Source organism: Amycolatopsis sp. NPDC049252 (assembly GCF_043197175.1).
Classification (GTDB): Bacteria; Actinomycetota; Actinomycetes; order Mycobacteriales; family Pseudonocardiaceae; genus Amycolatopsis.
The window spans coordinates 29,829-45,648 of sequence record NZ_JBICSQ010000040.1 but is presented as its reverse complement, the minus strand read 5'-3'; the positions used below and the strand labels follow the sequence as shown (position 1 = coordinate 45,648).

19 protein-coding genes are annotated in these 15,820 nt (G+C 72.5%); 11 read left to right on the top strand and 8 right to left on the bottom strand.

The window, feature by feature from the left end; genetic code table 11:
- Position 1: 1 nt before the first annotated feature.
- Both ACGFMK_RS31295 and dapE read right to left on the bottom strand, forming a co-directional pair.
- Positions 2–814, bottom strand: coding sequence for a DUF3152 domain-containing protein (locus ACGFMK_RS31295; protein WP_392770751.1), 813 nt, complete (start codon positions 812–814; stop codon positions 2–4).
- 120 nt (positions 815–934) lie between these two features.
- Positions 935–2,005: a succinyl-diaminopimelate desuccinylase gene (gene dapE / locus ACGFMK_RS31290; protein ID WP_392770748.1), complete on the bottom strand. Its 1,071-nt coding sequence runs from the start codon at positions 2,003–2,005 to the stop codon at positions 935–937.
- Positions 2,006–2,061: 56 nt separating this feature from the next.
- Between dapE and ACGFMK_RS31285 the strand changes: the two genes are divergently transcribed.
- The 3 genes from ACGFMK_RS31285 to ACGFMK_RS31275 are packed head-to-tail and all read left to right on the top strand — an operon-like array spanning position 2,062 to position 4,450.
- Positions 2,062–2,469 carry a hypothetical protein gene (locus ACGFMK_RS31285; protein WP_392770821.1) on the top strand — a complete coding sequence of 136 codons (408 nt, stop codon included), beginning with the start codon at positions 2,062–2,064 and terminating at the stop codon, positions 2,467–2,469.
- Between the two features lie 28 nt (positions 2,470–2,497).
- Positions 2,498–3,478 carry a 2,3,4,5-tetrahydropyridine-2,6-dicarboxylate N-succinyltransferase gene (gene dapD / locus ACGFMK_RS31280; RefSeq protein ID WP_392770745.1) on the top strand — a complete coding sequence of 327 codons (981 nt, stop codon included), beginning with the start codon at positions 2,498–2,500 and terminating at the stop codon, positions 3,476–3,478.
- A 39-nt stretch (positions 3,479–3,517) separates the two neighbouring features.
- Positions 3,518–4,450 (top strand): CHAD domain-containing protein, encoded by a 933-nt coding sequence (locus ACGFMK_RS31275; protein WP_392770742.1) that lies wholly within the window; start codon positions 3,518–3,520, stop codon positions 4,448–4,450.
- A gap of 335 nt (positions 4,451–4,785) precedes the next feature.
- On the opposite strand, the gene ACGFMK_RS31270 is transcribed toward ACGFMK_RS31275, so the two are convergent.
- Positions 4,786–6,192, bottom strand: coding sequence for an FAD-dependent monooxygenase (locus ACGFMK_RS31270; RefSeq protein WP_392770740.1), 1,407 nt, complete (start codon positions 6,190–6,192; stop codon positions 4,786–4,788).
- 81 nt (positions 6,193–6,273) lie between these two features.
- Here ACGFMK_RS31270 and ACGFMK_RS31265 point away from each other — a divergent pair, with 81 nt between their 5' ends.
- On the top strand, positions 6,274–6,885 hold the full coding sequence (locus ACGFMK_RS31265) for a TetR/AcrR family transcriptional regulator (RefSeq protein WP_392770737.1): 612 nt from the start codon (positions 6,274–6,276) through the stop codon (positions 6,883–6,885).
- On the opposite strand, the gene dapC is transcribed toward ACGFMK_RS31265, so the two are convergent.
- The 3 genes from dapC to ACGFMK_RS31250 form a co-directional block, all read right to left on the bottom strand.
- Positions 6,882–7,973 (bottom strand): succinyldiaminopimelate transaminase, encoded by a 1,092-nt coding sequence (dapC, locus tag ACGFMK_RS31260; RefSeq protein WP_392770734.1) that lies wholly within the window; start codon positions 7,971–7,973, stop codon positions 6,882–6,884. The genes ACGFMK_RS31265 and dapC overlap by 4 nt on opposite strands.
- Positions 7,970–8,290, bottom strand: a complete 321-nt coding sequence (gene fdxA / locus ACGFMK_RS31255; protein WP_323334609.1) for a ferredoxin — start codon at positions 8,288–8,290, stop codon at positions 7,970–7,972. The genes dapC and fdxA overlap by 4 nt, the downstream gene beginning before the upstream one ends.
- Before the next feature lie 112 nt (positions 8,291–8,402).
- Positions 8,403–8,579 carry a hypothetical protein gene (locus ACGFMK_RS31250; protein ID WP_392770729.1) on the bottom strand — a complete coding sequence of 59 codons (177 nt, stop codon included), beginning with the start codon at positions 8,577–8,579 and terminating at the stop codon, positions 8,403–8,405.
- 51 nt (positions 8,580–8,630) lie between these two features.
- Between ACGFMK_RS31250 and ACGFMK_RS31245 the strand changes: the two genes are divergently transcribed.
- From ACGFMK_RS31245 to ACGFMK_RS31215, 7 genes are read left to right on the top strand one after another with little or no spacing between them, the layout of a single operon-like run.
- Positions 8,631–9,395: a GNAT family N-acetyltransferase gene (locus ACGFMK_RS31245; protein ID WP_392770726.1), complete on the top strand. Its 765-nt coding sequence runs from the start codon at positions 8,631–8,633 to the stop codon at positions 9,393–9,395.
- The gene (cofD, locus tag ACGFMK_RS31240; RefSeq protein WP_392770723.1) at positions 9,392–10,381 is read left to right on the top strand and encodes a 2-phospho-L-lactate transferase; all 990 of its coding nucleotides are present in this window, start codon (positions 9,392–9,394) and stop codon (positions 10,379–10,381) included. Before ACGFMK_RS31245 ends, cofD begins: the two co-directional genes overlap by 4 nt.
- Entirely contained in the window at positions 10,374–11,720 is a 1,347-nt protein-coding gene (locus ACGFMK_RS31235) for a coenzyme F420-0:L-glutamate ligase (RefSeq protein WP_392770720.1), read from the top strand. The genes cofD and ACGFMK_RS31235 overlap by 8 nt, the downstream gene beginning before the upstream one ends.
- The gene (locus ACGFMK_RS31230; protein WP_392770717.1) at positions 11,717–12,262 is read left to right on the top strand and encodes an NUDIX hydrolase; all 546 of its coding nucleotides are present in this window, start codon (positions 11,717–11,719) and stop codon (positions 12,260–12,262) included. Before ACGFMK_RS31235 ends, ACGFMK_RS31230 begins: the two co-directional genes overlap by 4 nt.
- 26 nt (positions 12,263–12,288) lie before the next feature.
- On the top strand, positions 12,289–13,044 hold the full coding sequence (locus ACGFMK_RS31225) for a hypothetical protein (protein ID WP_392770714.1): 756 nt from the start codon (positions 12,289–12,291) through the stop codon (positions 13,042–13,044).
- Entirely contained in the window at positions 13,041–13,412 is a 372-nt protein-coding gene (locus ACGFMK_RS31220; protein WP_392770711.1) for a GntR family transcriptional regulator, read from the top strand. Before ACGFMK_RS31225 ends, ACGFMK_RS31220 begins: the two co-directional genes overlap by 4 nt.
- Position 13,413: 1 nt before the next feature.
- A complete protein-coding gene (locus tag ACGFMK_RS31215) occupies positions 13,414–13,725 on the top strand; it encodes a hypothetical protein (RefSeq protein ID WP_392770708.1) in 312 nt (103 codons plus the stop codon).
- Between the two features lie 59 nt (positions 13,726–13,784).
- Here the strand turns inward: ACGFMK_RS31215 and ACGFMK_RS31210 are convergent, their stop codons facing one another.
- Both ACGFMK_RS31210 and ACGFMK_RS31205 read right to left on the bottom strand, forming a co-directional pair.
- Complete coding sequence (locus ACGFMK_RS31210) at positions 13,785–14,681, bottom strand: DNA-3-methyladenine glycosylase family protein (protein WP_392770705.1); 897 nt, start codon at positions 14,679–14,681, stop codon at positions 13,785–13,787.
- Between the two features lie 2 nt (positions 14,682–14,683).
- The gene (locus tag ACGFMK_RS31205) at positions 14,684–15,763 is read right to left on the bottom strand and encodes a sugar phosphate nucleotidyltransferase (RefSeq protein WP_392770702.1); all 1,080 of its coding nucleotides are present in this window, start codon (positions 15,761–15,763) and stop codon (positions 14,684–14,686) included.
- Positions 15,764–15,820 lie beyond the last annotated feature (57 nt).

Here is a 15,820-nt window from a genome sequence, read left to right as displayed (position 1 = left end):
TTTACGAGTCGCCCGCCGGGATCGGGTCGTTGTACTCGCCCGAGGGGCCGGCGTAGGAGCGGCCGTCCGGGAAGGGCCACGGGTTCGGGACGCAGCCGTGCAGGCCGAGCGTCTGCTGCTCCATCACCGGCGCCGGCTTTCCCGCGCCGGGGCACAGCTCGTGGCCCTGGCCCAGCCGGTGCCCGGTCTCGTGCGTGACCATGTACTGGCGGTACAACGCGAGCGGCGCGCCGTAGTTCGGGACGGCGTTGGCCCAGCGGGCGACGTTGAGCACGACGTTGCTGCCGTTGCGGCACGACGTGTAACCGTCCGGGGTGCCGCCGCAGAGCCTGTCGCGGCTGGCCGGGGTGGCCAGGTAGATCGTGAAGTCGGCGCTCTCGTCCGGGCCGACCTGCTGCAGCCGCCACTCGCCGCCGCCGGTCCAGCCGCGCGGGTCGCCGAGGATGGTCCGGATGTCCTTGGCGAACTCGGCGGGCCCGACGCCGTCGATGTCGGTCTCCAGCGCGATCCGGTACCGCATGAGCCGGCCCTGGGTCCCGGCCACCTGGTCGCTGCCCGGGGTGAACATCCACTGCCCCGACCCGGTCTGGGGGAAGGTGATCAGGACGGTCTGCGCCGGGGTCGGCGGCTGCTGCGCCTGGACCGGCTGTTCGGCGGGCGGCGGCGGCAGGGACGTAGCGTCCCCGATGGCCAGCACCACGGGCCCGGCCGCGGGCGCGGCGACGGGCTGCCCCTCACAGGCGGTCACGGCACCGACGACCGCCAAGGCGAGCACGGCGACGGCCGCGGCCCGTCTCGCGGCGGTTTTCGGCATGGGTCCTCCCCGGCATGCGGCTTCACCAGTGGATACGGCTCGCAGCGGGGAATGGTTGCGAGCTCGCGCGACTCTAGAGCTTCACCGCAGTTCAGGGCCTTCGGGTGTGACGCCCGACACTCAGCCCAGGAACTTGCGGAGCACGTCCGCCACCTGGCGGATCTCCGCCGTGCGGACGTTCTCCTGCTGCGTGTGCGCCAGCGTCGGGTCGCCGGGGCCGAAGTTCACCGCCGGCATGCCCAGGGCCGCGAAGCGCGCCACGTCCGTCCAGCCCAGCTTCGCCGCCGCCCGGCCGCCCGCCGCGGCCACCAGTTCCGCCGCTGCCGGAGCCGAGAGGCCCGGCAGGGCGCCCGGCGAAAGGTCCACAACGGACAGTTCGTAGCCGTCGAAGACCTCGCGCAGGTGCTGCTCCGCCGCCGCCGGGTCGCGGTCCGGGGCGAAGCGGTGGTTGACCGTCAGGACCGCCGCGTCCGGGACGACGTTGCCGGCCACCCCACCGCTGACCGACGTCGCCTGCAGGCCCTCCCGGTAGGTCAAGCCGTCGATGTCGACGACCCGCGGCTCGTACTCCGCCAGCCGCCGCAGCGGGCCGGCCAGTGCGTGGATCGCGTTCTCGCCCATCCAGGCCCGCGCGGTGTGCGCGCGCGTGCCGGCAAACCGGAGCTCGACGCGCATGGTGCCCTGGCAGCCGGCCTCGATGACGCCGTTCGACGGCTCGCCGACGATCGCCAGCTCGCCGGCCAGCCACTCCGGCAGCTCGCGCTCGATCCGGCCGAGGCCGTTCTTGACCGCTTCGATCTCTTCGTTGTCGTAGAAGACGAACGTGATATCGTGCTTCGGCTCCGGCAGGGTCGCGGCGAGGTGCAGGAACACCGCGTCGCCGCTCTTCATGTCGACCGTGCCGAGGCCGTGCAGGGTCTCGTCGTCGCCGGTGCCTTCACGCCGCGACGGCCGGTTGCCGTTCTCCGGCACGGTGTCGAGGTGCCCGGCGAGCACGACCCGCGATCCGCGGCCGAGGTTGGTCCGCGCAAGGACGGCGTCACCGTTGCGGACGACCTCGAGGTGCGGCGCCTGCTTCAGCAACGCCTCCTGGACCAGCGTCGCGAGCTCGGCTTCGCTGCCCGAGACGCTGAAGACATCCACCAGGGCGGCCGTGAGGTCGACAGGGTCGGCGTGCAGGTCGAGGCTCATGACCGGCACGCTACCGGCAGGGCTACCGTGGGTGCGTGGTTAGGTTCCCGGTCGCCGTGGGCGGCGCGTTGCTGGTCCTGCTCCTGTCCGGCTGCGGTACCGAGGCCGGACCGACGCCCAAGCAGGGTGGCGAACCCGGGCCGGACGCGCTCCCGACGAAGCTGGACGCGCTGACCGCCGACCAGTGCTTCGCGAGCCCGCAGCGGCAGCTGCCGAAGGGCTGCGAGAAGTACGTCACCGAACTCGGCAGTGTCCCCGGTTCGGCCCGCAAGCGCGCGGGCGACAAGGACCCGCAGCTGGTCACCGAGGCGGCCGGGCTCGAGCGGGCCATCGGGGCGTTCCGCGGCGCGGGCTGCACCACGGTCGCGAACCCGGGCGGGGCCTGCACGCAGGCGCTCGTCGACATCGCCGCGGCCCTCGGCGGGCTGAAGAAGCAGGTCGACGCCCGGCCCACGGCGGGTTGACCCAGGTCACTCCACTACGGTTGGGGCCGTGAGCGAGCAGACCCCGAACCCCGAAACGACCGGCGCCACCGGCGTCGGGCTGGCCACCGTCGCTACCGACGGGACGGTCCTCGACACCTGGTTCCCGCAGCCCAAGCTGACCGGAGGCGGCACCGCCGGCACCGAGCGGCTCAGCGCGGAAGAGGCCACCGAGCTGCTCGGCGAGGCCGCCGCGGGCCTGCTGGGCCCGGACACCGACCGCGGGGTCGAGGTCGTCGCCGTCCGCACGACGATCGGCAAGCTGGCCGACGCGCCGGCCGACACGCACGACATGTACCTGCGGCTGCACCTGCTCTCCCACCGGCTGGTCCGCCCGCACGGCCAGAACCTCGACGGCATGTTCGGCCTGCTGGCCAACGTCGTGTGGACCAACCACGGCCCGTGCCCGGTCGAGGGCTTCGAGACGACCCGGCTGCGGCTGCGGGCGCGCGGTCCGGTGACCGTCTACAGCGTCGACAAGTTCCCGCGGATGGTCGACTACGTCATGCCGGCCGGCGTCCGGATCGGTGACGCCGACCGCGTCCGCCTCGGCGCCCACCTGGCGAGCGGCACGACCGTGATGCACGAGGGCTTCGTCAACTTCAACGCCGGCACGCTCGGCGCGTCCATGGTCGAGGGCCGGATCTCGGCCGGCGTGGTGGTCGGCGACGGCTCCGACGTCGGCGGCGGCGCGTCGATCATGGGGACGCTCTCCGGCGGCGGCAAGGAGACGATCTCGCTGGGCGAGCGCTGCCTGATCGGCGCGAACGGCGGCGTCGGCATCTCGCTGGGTGACGACACCGTCGTCGAGGCCGGGCTGTACGTCACGGCGGGCACGAAGGTCCTCGTGGACGGCAAGGTCGTCAAGGCCCGCGAGCTCAACGGCGTCTCGAACGCGGTCTTCCGGCGCAACTCCGGCACCGGCGCGGTCGAGGTCGTCGCGCGCGCGGGCTCCGGCGTCGAGCTGAACGCGATGCTGCACGCCAACTGAGACCGTCGCAGCTCGGTTTGTTCACCTACCATTCATGTGGTGACCACCGAATCGTTGCCCCACACCCCGGCCGAGCTGGGGCTGCCGGACGCGCCGATCGAAGCCGGACCGGCCGATCCGGCGGGCCACCACGTGCGCGCCAAGCTCGACCGGGAGATCCGCGCGCTGCTCGCCCACGAGCCCGGGACGCGCTCCGGCGCCGACCCCGAGGACCTGCACCAGATGCGCGTCGCCCTGCGGCGGATGCGCAGCGTGCTCAAGCTCTCGGGTGAGCTGGTCGGCGACGGCGCCGAACCGGTGCGGGCCGAGCTGGGCTGGCTCGGCCAGTCACTCGGCGAGGTGCGCGACCACGACGTCCTGATCGAGCACCTGCGCGAGGTCATCGCGGACTTCGAGGTCCGTGACCAGCCCGCCGGCCGTCAGCTGGTGTCCCGGTTCGTCTCCGAGCGCGCCACGGCGAAGCGGCGGCTGACCCGGGCGCTGTCCAGCGCCCGGTACTCGACGCTGCTGCGCGAGGTCAGCCTGCTCACGCGGGTGCCGCCGTCCCTTGTGGACGTTCCGCGGCGTGACCTGATCGCCGCGCTGGCCAAGCCGCACCGCAAGCTCGCCAAGGCCGTGCGCGCGCTGCCCGCCGACCCGCCGGACGACGACTTGCACGCCCTGCGCATCCACGGCAAGAAGCTGCGCTACGCCGCCGAGCTGGCCCAGACGTCGGCGAAGAAGAAGCAGGCCGCGCGGATCACGCAGCTGCTGAAGGCCACGAAGGACTTCCAGACGGTACTGGGCGACCACCAGGACGCGGTGCTCGCGGCCGAGCGGATGCGCACGGTCCTGGACACCGGCGACAGCGCGATCGGCTTCGTCGCGGGCCGCATCGCCGAGCGCGAACTGGCCCGCCGGGCCGAAGCCCGCGCGACGTGGCGAGCCTCCTGGGAAGCCGTCGACGCCGCCGCCAAGGCCCTGCACGCCTGACCCCGTCACGCCTCGCCGAAGAGCGACCAAGCGCGACTCGCGACCGAGCAGCGTGACCGCCGCCCGCCCCCTCGCGATCTGCCCACGAACGGACTTCCCCCACCAGCCCGGCACGAGACCGGTCGCATCGCCGAGCGCGAACTGGCCCGCCGGGCCGAGGCCCGCGCGACGTGGCGGGCCTCCTGGGAAGCCGTCCACGCCGCCGCCAAGGCCCTGCACGCCTGACCCCGTCACTTTCCCCAGGAAAGCTGCGGCTTCGGGCCCCCGAGACGCATCTTTCCCCAGGAAAGTGACGTCTTCGGGCCGGGCGAGCGGTCGAAAAGGGGGCGGTTTCGTCAGGAGATCGACCACACGTAACCGTCCGGGCGGATCAGGACCTTGCGGCCGCCTTCGGCCTCGTATGCCGCGTACGCGTGGCCGCCGTCGTCGACCAGGTCCGTGCCCGTCGCGACGCTCCCCTGCGGGAGGATGCGCTGGCCGGACCCGGGGCCGTCGCCGAAGACCAGCTCCGTCGCGTGCGGGCCGCGGAACAGCTCGAACAGCCGGACGCGCTTGCCGTTGGCGTCGGTCAGCGGGGCGTCCGGCGCGCGGTCGCCCGGTTGCAGCGCGCCCGTGCCGGCCGGTGAGAGCGGGCCGCCGCGATAGGTGATGTCCAGCTGCTGGGTGTCCTCACCACGCCTGTGGGCGTCCTCGTCGCCGTCCTGGTACTTCCGCAGCAGCCCCGTCGAGACGCCCAGGACCCGGGCCGCGACGGTCCGGCGCTCCTCCTCGTAGCTGTCGAGCAGCTCGGGCGAGCCGTCCGCGAGCTTCCAGCCCAGGTTGTAGCCGTCCTGGACGCCGGTGTTGAGGCCCTGCCCACCGGTCGGCGGGTGGACGTGCGCCGCGTCGCCGGCCAGGAACACCCGGCCCTCGCGGAACCGGGCCGCCAAGCGGACGTTCGGCCGCCAGACCGTCGACCACGCCAGGTCGGACAGCACGACGCCGCCACCGCTCAGCGCGTCGAGCCGGGCCTGGACCGCCGGCAGCGCCGTCTCGACGTCCACGTCGCCGTCACCCAGCGGTGAGCCGAACTGAAAGTGCGGGGTGCCCGGCAGCGGGCTGAACATCATGCCGCTCATCGGGTTCTCCGGCGCCGCGAACCAGTGGCCGTAGTCGCGGTCGAGGCCCTCGGCCCGGACGTCGCCGAGCAGCATCCGGATCGACTCGTCCGTGGTGCCCTCGAACGCGATCCCGAGCGCTTTCCGCACGAAGCTCTTGCCGCCGTCGGCGCCGACCAGGTACGCCGCGCGGACGGTCTCCCCCGTGCTCAGCGTGGCCGTGACGCCCTCGCCGTCCTGCTCGAAGCCGGTCAGCGCGGTCGCCAGTTCGACGCGCACGCCGAACTCGGCCAGCCGGTCGCGCAGGATGCCCTCGGTCTGCGACTGGCCGAGGAACCAGCCGGTCGGGTACGGCTTCGACGGTGTCGGCTCGACCGGGTCGAAGATCGTCCGCTCGCCGACCACCTCACCGCCGAGGTGGATCTTCATCGGCACCGGGGCGGCTCCCGCGGCGAGCACCGCGTCGAGCACCCCGAGGTCCTCGAAGACCTCCAGCGTGCGCGGCTGCATGCCGTCGCCGCGCGAGCCCACGAAGTACGTCTCGGCCTTGTCGATGATCCGCACGGCGACGTCGCGCCGCGCCAGTTCGATGCCCAGTGTCAGCCCGGTCGGGCCCGCCCCCGCGATCAGCACCGTGGTGTCCATGTCGTCCTCCCAGTGAATTGAAATTCAGTGAATCTGGATTCAGAATGGCACTGCTAGCGTCCTGCGTCAAGGAGGTGCCGGGTGAACCGCAGGGAGAAGGCCGCCGAGACCGAGGTCGCGCTGAAGGCCGCCGCTCGGCGCGTGTTCGCGCGGAAGGGCTACCTGAACACCAAGATCACGGACATCACGGCCGAGGCCGGGCGCGCGGCGGGGTCGTTCTACAACCACTTCGCCAGCAAGGAAGAGCTGCTCGAAGCCCTTCTGGCCGACCTGGGCGCCGAAGGCGACGAGAACGCGGCCGGCGAGGACCACCTGTCGGACTTCAGCGACCCGGCGGCGGTGCGCTGGCACGTCACGCAGTACTGGGAGTTCTACAAGAAGCACGCGGCGACGATGCGCGCGCTGAACCAGGCGGCGATGGTGAACGACGACTTCGCCCGGACGCTGGCCGGCTTCGGCGCGTCCCAGGCGGCCGACCTCGCCGGGCACCTCGACCGGGTCACCGCGGCCGGGATGCGGCTGCCGGCGAGCACGGACCTGTCGATCGTGATGATGTACCAGCTCGTCGACAACTTCGCGCAGATGTGGCTGCTCGACCCGGAACCGGCGCACTGGACGCCGCCGACCGACGAAGAGGCGGTCGAGGCGCTCACCCGGTTCGTCTACCGGGGTTTCACCGGCCGGGACTACTAGGCGCTCAGGCGCTCCACGGCCGCGTCGATGCGCTCGTCCGTCGCGGTCAGCGCGATGCGGACGTGCCGGCCGCCCGTGGGGCCGTAGAACGTGCCCGGGGCGACCAGGATGCCGCGGTCGGCGAGCCACGCCACCGTCCGGTGGGCGTCTTCGTCACGGGTGGACCAGAGGTACAGGCCGGCTTCGGAGTGGTCGATGCGGAACCCGTTGTCCTGCAACGCCTTCCGCAGCGCGAGCCGGCGGCGGGCGTAACGCTCGCGCTGAGCCATCAGCGCCTCGTCGTCGGTCAGGGCGGCGACCATGGCCTCCTGGACCGGGCGCGGCACGATCATGCCCGCGTGCTTGCGGATCTCCAGCAGCTGGGCGATCAGGCGCGGGTCGCCGGTCAGGAACCCGGCGCGGTAGCTGGCCAGGTTCGCCGACTTCGACAGCGAGTGCACCGCGATCAGGCCCTCGGTGCTGCCGCCGGAAACGTCCGGGTGCAGCACCGACAGCGGATCGGTCTCCCAGCCGAGCGCCAGGTAGCACTCGTCGGAGACCACGACGACGCCACGCTCGCGCGCCCACTCGACGACCTTGCGCAGGTGCTCGACGGGCAGCACCTTGCCGGTCGGGTTGGACGGCGAGTTGATCCAGATCATCGCCGGTTTCTGCGGGCCCAAGGCCGTCAGGCCGTCGGACCGCAGGATCGACGCGCCCGCGAGCAGCGCCCCGACCTCGTAGGTCGGGTAGGCCAGCTCCGGGATGACCACGACGTCACCCTCGCCGAACCCGAGCAGCCGCGGCAGCCAGGCGACGGCCTCCTTGGACCCGATGGTCGGCAGCACGGCGTCCGGCTCGATGCCGGTGACGCCGTGCCGCCGGCCGAGCGCGGCGATGGCGGCCGCGCGCAGGGCCGGGATGCCGTGGGTCGTCGGGTACCCGGGGATCTCCGAGACCGACGCCAGCGCGTCGCGGATGCCGGCCGGGACCGGGTCGACGGGCGTGCCGATGGAGAGGTCGACCACCCCACCGGGATGCGCCTGGGCCGTGGCCTTGACCTCGGCGAGCGAATCCCAGGGGAAGTCGGGCAGCGCTACGCGGCTCATTCGCCCTGAGGGGGCAGCGCCTTGATGAAGCCCGGGTCGTGGGCCGTCTTGCCGACCTTCGACGCGCCGCCCGGCGAGCCCAGCTCGTCGAAGAAGTCGACGTTGGCCTTGGTGTAGTCCGACCAGGTGTCCGGGACGTCGTCCTCGTAATAGATCGCTTCGACCGGGCAGACCGGTTCACAGGCGCCGCAGTCGACGCACTCGTCCGGGTGGATGTACAGCATCCGCTCGCCCTCGTAGATGCAGTCCACGGGGCACTCGTCGATACACGCCTTGTCGAGCACGTCGACGCAGGGCTCGGCGATCACGTAGGTCACTGCGCACTCCTGCTTTTCTCTGCCAACAGCCAGTCGCCGCCGACATTACGCGGCACGGGCACCGGTCGGGATGGTGAGGCAACCCTTAGCCATACTCGGGGTATGGCGGGGATCAACGGTCGCGACGTCGCTTGGGCGGGACGGCGCGGGCGTCGCCGGTGATCACGAACTTGGGCTTGGCGGGCGCGCCCTCTTCGTCCGGCTTCGCCCCGACAGCACGGTTGAAGCCCTCGGAGATGTCGTCCACCAGCTCTTCCTTGTGCCGTTCGTCCTTGCGCTGGACGCCCATCGCACCGGCCTCCTTCGGAAATCGGTTCGCCGCCTCAGGGACAATCTAGCCGTGAACGCTGCCGAAATGCTCGAGATCCGCTGCAGCCGGGCTTGGCCGCCGCCGGCCGAGGAGCCACTGGGCGACTGGGTCCTGCGCTGGGCCGACGGCTTCACCGGCCGCGCGAACAGCGCGCTCGCCGTCGGCGACGCCGGGAGGCCGGTCCCCGAGGCGCTGCGGGCGGTGTGTGACTTCGCCCACGATCGGGGGATCCAGCCGATGGTGCAGGTGCTCCGCGACAGCCCGAACGAGCGCGCGATCGTCGCCGAAGGCTGGGTCCAGGCGACTCGCCACCGCCGCGGGCACGAGGTCGTCGTGCTCACCGCGCCGCTGGCCGCCGCGCCCGCCGCCGACGGCGTCACGGTGTCCGACGAGCCGTCGGACGCCTGGTGGGGGCGGACGCTCGGGCCCGGCGAGGACTCCCCCGCCGCGCGGCGGGTCCTGACCGGCGGGAAGGTCGGCTACGGCGTCGCGACGCTCGGCGGTGCCACCGCGGGGGTCGTCCGCGGCGCGCTGGTCGACGACTGGCTGCACGTCGGCCGGCTCGAGGTCGCGCCGGACTTCCGGCGCCGCGGGCTCGCGTCCGCCCTGATGGGCGCGCTGGGCACGTGGGGCGTGGAACACGGGGCCGGCCGCGCGGTGTTGCAGGTCGCGGAAGGCAACGAGGGCGCGCTCGCGCTCTACTCGGGGCTGGGGTACGCCCCGCACCACCGATACCGCTACTGGGTGCCCGCACCCGGCTCGCACAGCGCGGGAGAGGAAGATTCGACGTCGTGAAGATCGTGGTGATGGTCGGCGGAGTGGGCGGGGCCCGTTTCCTGCTGGGAGTCAAGGCAGCACTGGGCATGGCGCCGGAGGGGGCGAGCGAGTCGCCGCACGAGGTGACGGCGCTGGTCAACACCGGCGACGACGTCTGGATGCACGGGCTGCGGATCTGCCCTGACCTGGACACCTGCATGTACACCCTGGGCGGCGGGATCGACTCCGAACGCGGCTGGGGGCACTCGGGTGAGACCTGGGTGGTCAAGGAGGAGCTGGCGGCCTACGGCGCCGACCCTGACTGGTTCGGGCTCGGCGACAAGGACATCGCCACCCACCTGATCCGGTCCCGGATGCTGCGCGCGGGCTACCCGCTGTCCGCGGTGACCGAGGCCCTGTGCGACCGCTGGCAGCCCGGCGTCCGGCTGCTGCCGATGTCCGACGACCGCGTCGAGACGCACGTCGTCATCGACGACCCGGAGCAGGACGGCCAGCAGAAGGCCGTCCACTTCCAGGAGTGGTGGGTGCGCTACCGCGCCGAGCCGAAGGCGCACTCGATCGTCGCGGTCGGCAACGACGAGGCCAAGCCCGCGCCGGGCGTGCTCGACGCGATCGCCGGCGCCGACGCGGTGCTGTTCGCGCCGTCGAACCCGGTGGTGTCGGTCGGCACCACGCTGGGTGTGCCGGGGATCCGGGACGCGCTGCGCAGCGGCAAGGCCCCCGTGGTCGGCGTGTCCCCCATCATCGGCGGGAAGGCGCTGCGCGGGATGGCCGACGCGTGCCTGACCGCGATCGGCGTCGAGACGTCGGCCGAGGCGGTGGGCCGGCACTACGGCTCGCGCAAGGACGACGGTGTGCTCGACGGCTGGCTGATCGCCGAGGGCGAGACGGCCGACGTGCCGGGCGTGACCGTCCGCGACGTGCCGCTGCTGATGTCCGATGTGGACGCGACCGCGGCGATGGCCCGCGCGGCGCTCGAACTCGCTGGAGCCCCCGTTGACTGACACCGCTGACCACGCCTCCGCCAAGCTGGAGATCCTGCCCGTCACCGGGCTGCCGGAGTTCCGCCCCGGCGACGACCTGACCGGCGCGATCGTCACCGCCGCGCCGTGGCTGCGCTCGGGTGACGTCGTGGTCGTGACCAGCAAGATCGTCTCGAAGGCCGAGGGCAGGCTCGTCCGCGTGCCCACCGACCCGGAGGCCCGGGACGCCGCGCGCCGCAAGCTCGTCGAGCAGGAGGCCGTGCGGATCGTCGCGCGGATCGCGCGCACGGTGATCACCGAGAACCCGCTGGGCATCGTCCAGGCGGCGTCCGGCATCGACGCGTCCAATGTGGCCGGTGACGAGGTCGCGCTGCTGCCGGCCGACCCGGACGCCTCGGCGCTGGCCCTGCGCAACGGCCTGCGGGAACGGCTCGGCGTGGAGGTCGCCGTGGTCGTCACCGACACCATGGGCCGCGCCTGGCGGGTCGGGCAGACCGACAACGCGATCGGCGCGTCCGGGCTGCGCGTGCTGCACGCCTACCGCGGCACGATCGACGGCCAGGGCAACGAACTGGCCGTCACCGAGGTCGCGATCGCCGACGAGCTGGCCTCGGCCGCCGACCTGGTCAAGGGCAAGCTGGGCGGGACGCCGGTCGCCGTCGTCCGCGGGCTTGCCCTGGAGGACGACGGTTCGAACGCACGCTCGCTGATCCGGCCGCTCGAAGAGGACCTCTTCCGGCTGGGCACCAACGAAGCGATCGCGCAGGGCCGCCGGGAGGCCGTGCCGGTGCGGCGGTCGGTGCGGCAGTTCAGCGACGTCCCGGTCTCGCCCGTCTCGATGCGGCGGGCCGTCGGCTCGGCGCTCACCGCGCCCGCGCCGCACCACACGCACCCGGTGCGGTTCGTCTGGCTGCGCGATGGCGCGAAGCGCAAGGAACTGCTCGACGCGATGCGCGAATCGTGGCAGGCCGACCTCAACGGCGACGCATTCACCCCGGAGCAGGTCGCGAAACGGCTCAGCCGCGGCGACATCCTTTACCGGGCCCCGGAAATCGTCATCCCGTTCCTGGTGCCGGACGGCGCGCACACCTACCCCGACGCCCGCCGCAACGACTGCGAGAAGACGATGTTCACCGTCGCCGGCGGCGCCGCGGTGCAGGGCCTGCTGGTCGCGCTGGCGGCTGAAGGCCTCGGCTCGTGCTGGATCGGGTCGACGATCTTCGCCGCCGACATCGTCCGCGACGTCCTCGGCCTGGACGAGCGCTGGCAGCCGCTGGGCTCGGTCGCGATCGGCGTCCCGCTCACCGAGCCGGAGCCGCGGGTCTCGGCCGCGCCGGGTGACGGGTTGCTGGAGCTGTGAGCCTGCACGCGGACGCCGTCACGACGCTGGGTTCGTGGCGGCCCGCTCTCGCTTCCCAGGAGTCACTGCGCCAGGCGTTCCTCGGGTTCCTCGCCGCGCGGGAGGATTCCTGCCGCCGCTCGTGCGAAGCCGGGCACCTCACGGCGTCGGCGGTGCTGCTGGACCACACCGGCACGCGGGTGCTGCTCACGCTGCACCCGCGGGTCGGCCGGTGGCTGCAGCTCGGCGGCCACTGCGAGCCGTCGGACGTGTCACTGGCCGGGGCCGCGCTGCGCGAGGCCACCGAGGAGTCCGGCATGTCCGGCCTGCGGATCGGGGATGCACCGGTGCACCTGGACGTCCACCCGATCACCTGCTCGCTCGGCCTGCCGACACGGCACTTCGACGTCCGGTACGCCGTGTACGCGCCGCCGGGGGCGTCCCCGGTGCGGAGCAGCGAGTCCGACGACCTGCGGTGGTGGCCGGTGGACGCGCTCCCGGCCGGCTCCGAAGATCTCGCCGATCTGGTGAAAGCGGCCGTTCCTGTCGGTGCCGGGCACTAGCCTGGGCTCCGGAGAGGGAGGATCACATGGCTACGCAGTTCCCCGAGCGGGTGCATTTCCATTCCGGCGGCGGCAGCGGCGGCGGGGTGTTCGGCTACATCGTCGTGGGCCTGCTGATCCTCGCGGTCATCGTGTTCGTGATCGTGGTGGCGGTGCGGGTGTCGAAGATGCGCCGCGAAGAGGCGATGCGCAACGGCGGGCAGTTCCCGGGCGCGAACTTCCCGCCGCAGCAGGGTTTCCCGCCGCAGGGTGGCTTCGCTCCGCCGCCTTCACCGGGGTTCCCGCAGCAAGAGGCCTTCGCTCCCGCATCCTCGCAGGGGTTCCCGCAGCAGCAGCCCGGCTCGCAGGGGTTCCCGCAGCAAGAGGCCTTCGCTCCCGCATCCTCGCAGGGGTTCCCGCAGCAGCAGCCCGGCTCGCAGGGGTTCCCGCAGCCGGGTTTCGCGCCGGGATCGCAGTCGTCGCAAGGGTTTCCTCAGGCGGGCTCCACTCCGCAGTCGTCGCAGGGATTACCACAGGCCGGTTCCACTTCCTCGCCGTCGCAAGGTTTCCCGCAGCAGCAAGGCGGTCCCGCTTCCCCGCCGTCGCAAGGTTTCCCGCAGCAGCAAGGCGGTCCCGCTTCCCCGCCGTCGCAAGGTTTCCCGCAGCAGCAGGCCGGCTCCACACCCCCGCCGTCGCAGGGATTCCCGCAGCAGCAGCCGGGCTTCGCGCCGGTGCCGCCGCCGCAGGGCTACTACCCGCCGCAGCCGCCGCCCGGACCGGGAGCGGGGCCGCAGAGCTGGTGAAGCCGATCGTCCCCTTCGACAGCTCGTCCCCGGTGCCGCCGTTCGAGCAGGTCCGCTCCGGGCTCGCGGCGCGGATCAACGACCGCTCGCTGGCCGTCGGCACGAAGCTGCCCACGGTGCGTCAGCTGGCCGTCGACCTCGGCGTGGCGCCGAACACCGTCGCGCGGGCCTACCGCGAACTGGAAGAGGCCGGGCTGATCGAGACCCGTGGGCGCGCGGGCAGCTTCGTCGGCGCTTCCGGCGACCAGACGCGCCGCCGGGCCCAGCAGGCGGCCGCCGAGTACGCTGAACTCACCCGGAAACTGGGACTGAACGGCACCGAAGCGCTGTCGATCGTCCGCGCCGCGCTCGACGAGGGGAAGAGCTGACGTGAGCCTGATCATGTTGCTGATCGTGCTGGTGGTGCTCGGTGGCCTGGTGGCCGTCGTGGTCCTCGTGATCAAGGCGGCCAAGCCGACGCAGCCGCCTTACCCGCAGCAGTACCCGGGATACCCGCAGCAGCAGCCGGGCTACCCGCCCCAGCAGAACTACCAGGGTTACCCGCAACAGCAGCCCGGCTATCCCCCGCAACAGCCCGGCTATCCCCCGCAACAGCCCGGTTACCCGCCCCAGCAGGGCTACCCCGGCCAGCAGCAGCCCGGTTACCCACCTCAGCAAGGCGGCTATCCCCCGCAGCAGTAGCCCAAAGCAGTGAAGGCCACATCGAGGCACTCTGATGTGGCCTTCACTGCTTACGGGCCTCACATGGCGCGGTAGTCGCGCAGTTCGATGCGGGGGCCGAAGCGCGGCCGCTTGTGGCCCGCCGCCTCCAGGTAGCGGACCGCCCGCTGCCGTTGCGGCGCGTACGGCACCAGCAGCTCCGCCATTCCCTCGTCGTCGAGCTTCGTGCCCAGCAGCGCGCTGCCCACCATCGACGGGATGTTGTAGTCCCCGAAACTCACCGCGTCCGGGTCGCCCCAGGCGCGCTGGGCGATCTCCGCGGCCGTCCAGACGCCGATGCCGGGCACGTGCCGCAGCAGCATCCGGCCCTCGCGCCCGCCCAGCTCGACCGCGCGTTCCAGCTGGTGGGCGACGCGGGCGGCGTTGATCAGGGTCGTCCGGCGTTTGATGTCGACGCCCGCACCGTGCCAGTGCCAGTCCGGAAGCGACCGCAGCGCCACCGGCGTCGGCGGCACGCGCAGGCGTTCCGGCGCCGGCCCAGGCGCCCGCGCGCCGAACCGGCGGCACAGCTCGGCCCACGACCGGATCGCCTCCTTGCCGGTCACCTTCTGCTCCAGCACGGCCAGCACCAGCCAGTCCCAGACCACACCGGTCGAACCCAGCCGCAGGCCGGGGTTCTCCCGCCGCGCCCGCGCGACAACGTCGTGGTGCGCGACGAACCCGGAGTCGTCGTCGTTCGCACCGAGCAGCGCCGGAACGCCGGTGAGCAGCCGGTCCTTGCCCGCACCCCAGGCCGCGGCCTCGATCCGGCCGTCGGTGAGCTTGCGCAGGGCGAGCGTCCCGGGGCCGTCGGGTGTGTTCGACGCCAGCCAGGTGATGCCGCGCTCGTCGGTGAAGATGTTGAGCGACCCGCGCCCGCGCGTCAGCGGCCCCAGGACCCGGCCCAGGTCGACCTCGAACGCGGGACGCCAGAACACGGCTACGCGTCGCTCGAGAAGCGGACGGAACCGTCGGGCAGCACGGTGTCGGGCCAGATCCGGGCGCCGTCGAGCAGCTCGCACCCGGCGCCGACGGACGCGCCGTCACCCAGCACCACGCCGCGCAGCACCGCGCCGGCGCCGACGCGCGCGCCGTGCCCCAGCACCGAGTTCTCGACGATCGCGCCCTCGGAGACGGCCGCTCCGTCGAACAGGACCGAGCCGTCGATCTTCGCGCCCGAGCCGACGACGGCGGCGACGCCGATGGTCGAACCACCGGACAGCTCGGCGTCCTCGGCCACGGAAGCGCCGTCCAGCACGAGGAACTCGCCCGCGCGGCCCGGCAGCGCCGAGCTCGGCGCGATGCCCCGGACCAGGTCGGCCGAGCCGCGCACGAACGCCTCGGGCGTGCCGACGTCCAGCCAGTAGGAAGCGTCGACGAATCCCTGGATGTGCGCGCCTTTTTCGAGGAGTCCGGGGAACGTCTCGCGCTCCACCGAGACGCGGCGCCCGGTCGGGATCGACTCGATCACCGAGCGGCGGAAGACGTAGCACCCGGCGTTGATCTGGTCGGTCGGCGGGTTCGGCGTCTTCTCGAGAAACGCCTGCACCCGGCCGGTTTCGTCGGTGGGCACCGACCCGAACCGGCTCGGGTCCGGGACGCGCTGCAGGTGCAGCGTGACGTCGGCGCCGGAGTCGTGGTGCACCCGCAGCTGCTCGCCGAGGTCCGCGCCGGAGATGATGTCGCCGTTGAAGACGATCACGTTGTCGGCACGCAGCTTGTCGTAGACGTTCCGGATGGCGCCCGCGGTGTCCAGCGGCTCCTCCTCGACGACGTACTCGAGCTCCAGCCCGATCGCCTTGCCGTCGCCGAAGTACTCCTCGAACACCTCCGCACGGTAGCTCGTACCGAGCACGACGTGCCTGATCCCGGCCTCGCGGATGCGCGAGAAGAGGTGGCTCAGGTAGGGCGTCCCGGCTGTCGGGAGCATCGGCTTCGGCGCCGAAAGGGTGAGCGGGCGCAACCGCGTGCCCTTGCCCCCGACCAGCACGACGGCGTCGATCTCGACCTCGGACGTCACGGAAATCTCCTCTTGTATCACGCACCGCTGAGCGACAAGCCGCGGGAAACCCTGACG

Excerpts from the sequence above, each read along its gene's own strand:
- ACGFMK_RS31295 (WP_392770751.1), bottom strand. The coding sequence starts at position 814 with ATGCCGAAAACCGCCGCGAGACGGGCCGCGGCCGTCGCCGTGCTCGCC.
- dapE (WP_392770748.1), bottom strand. The coding sequence starts at position 2,005 with ATGAGCCTCGACCTGCACGCCGACCCTGTCGACCTCACGGCCGCCCTG.
- ACGFMK_RS31270 (WP_392770740.1), bottom strand. The coding sequence starts at position 6,192 with ATGGACACCACGGTGCTGATCGCGGGGGCGGGCCCGACCGGGCTGACA.
- dapC (WP_392770734.1), bottom strand. The coding sequence starts at position 7,973 with ATGAGCCGCGTAGCGCTGCCCGACTTCCCCTGGGATTCGCTCGCCGAG.
- ACGFMK_RS31250 (WP_392770729.1), bottom strand. The coding sequence starts at position 8,579 with ATGGGCGTCCAGCGCAAGGACGAACGGCACAAGGAAGAGCTGGTGGAC.
- ACGFMK_RS31225 (WP_392770714.1), top strand. The coding sequence starts at position 12,289 with ATGGCTACGCAGTTCCCCGAGCGGGTGCATTTCCATTCCGGCGGCGGC.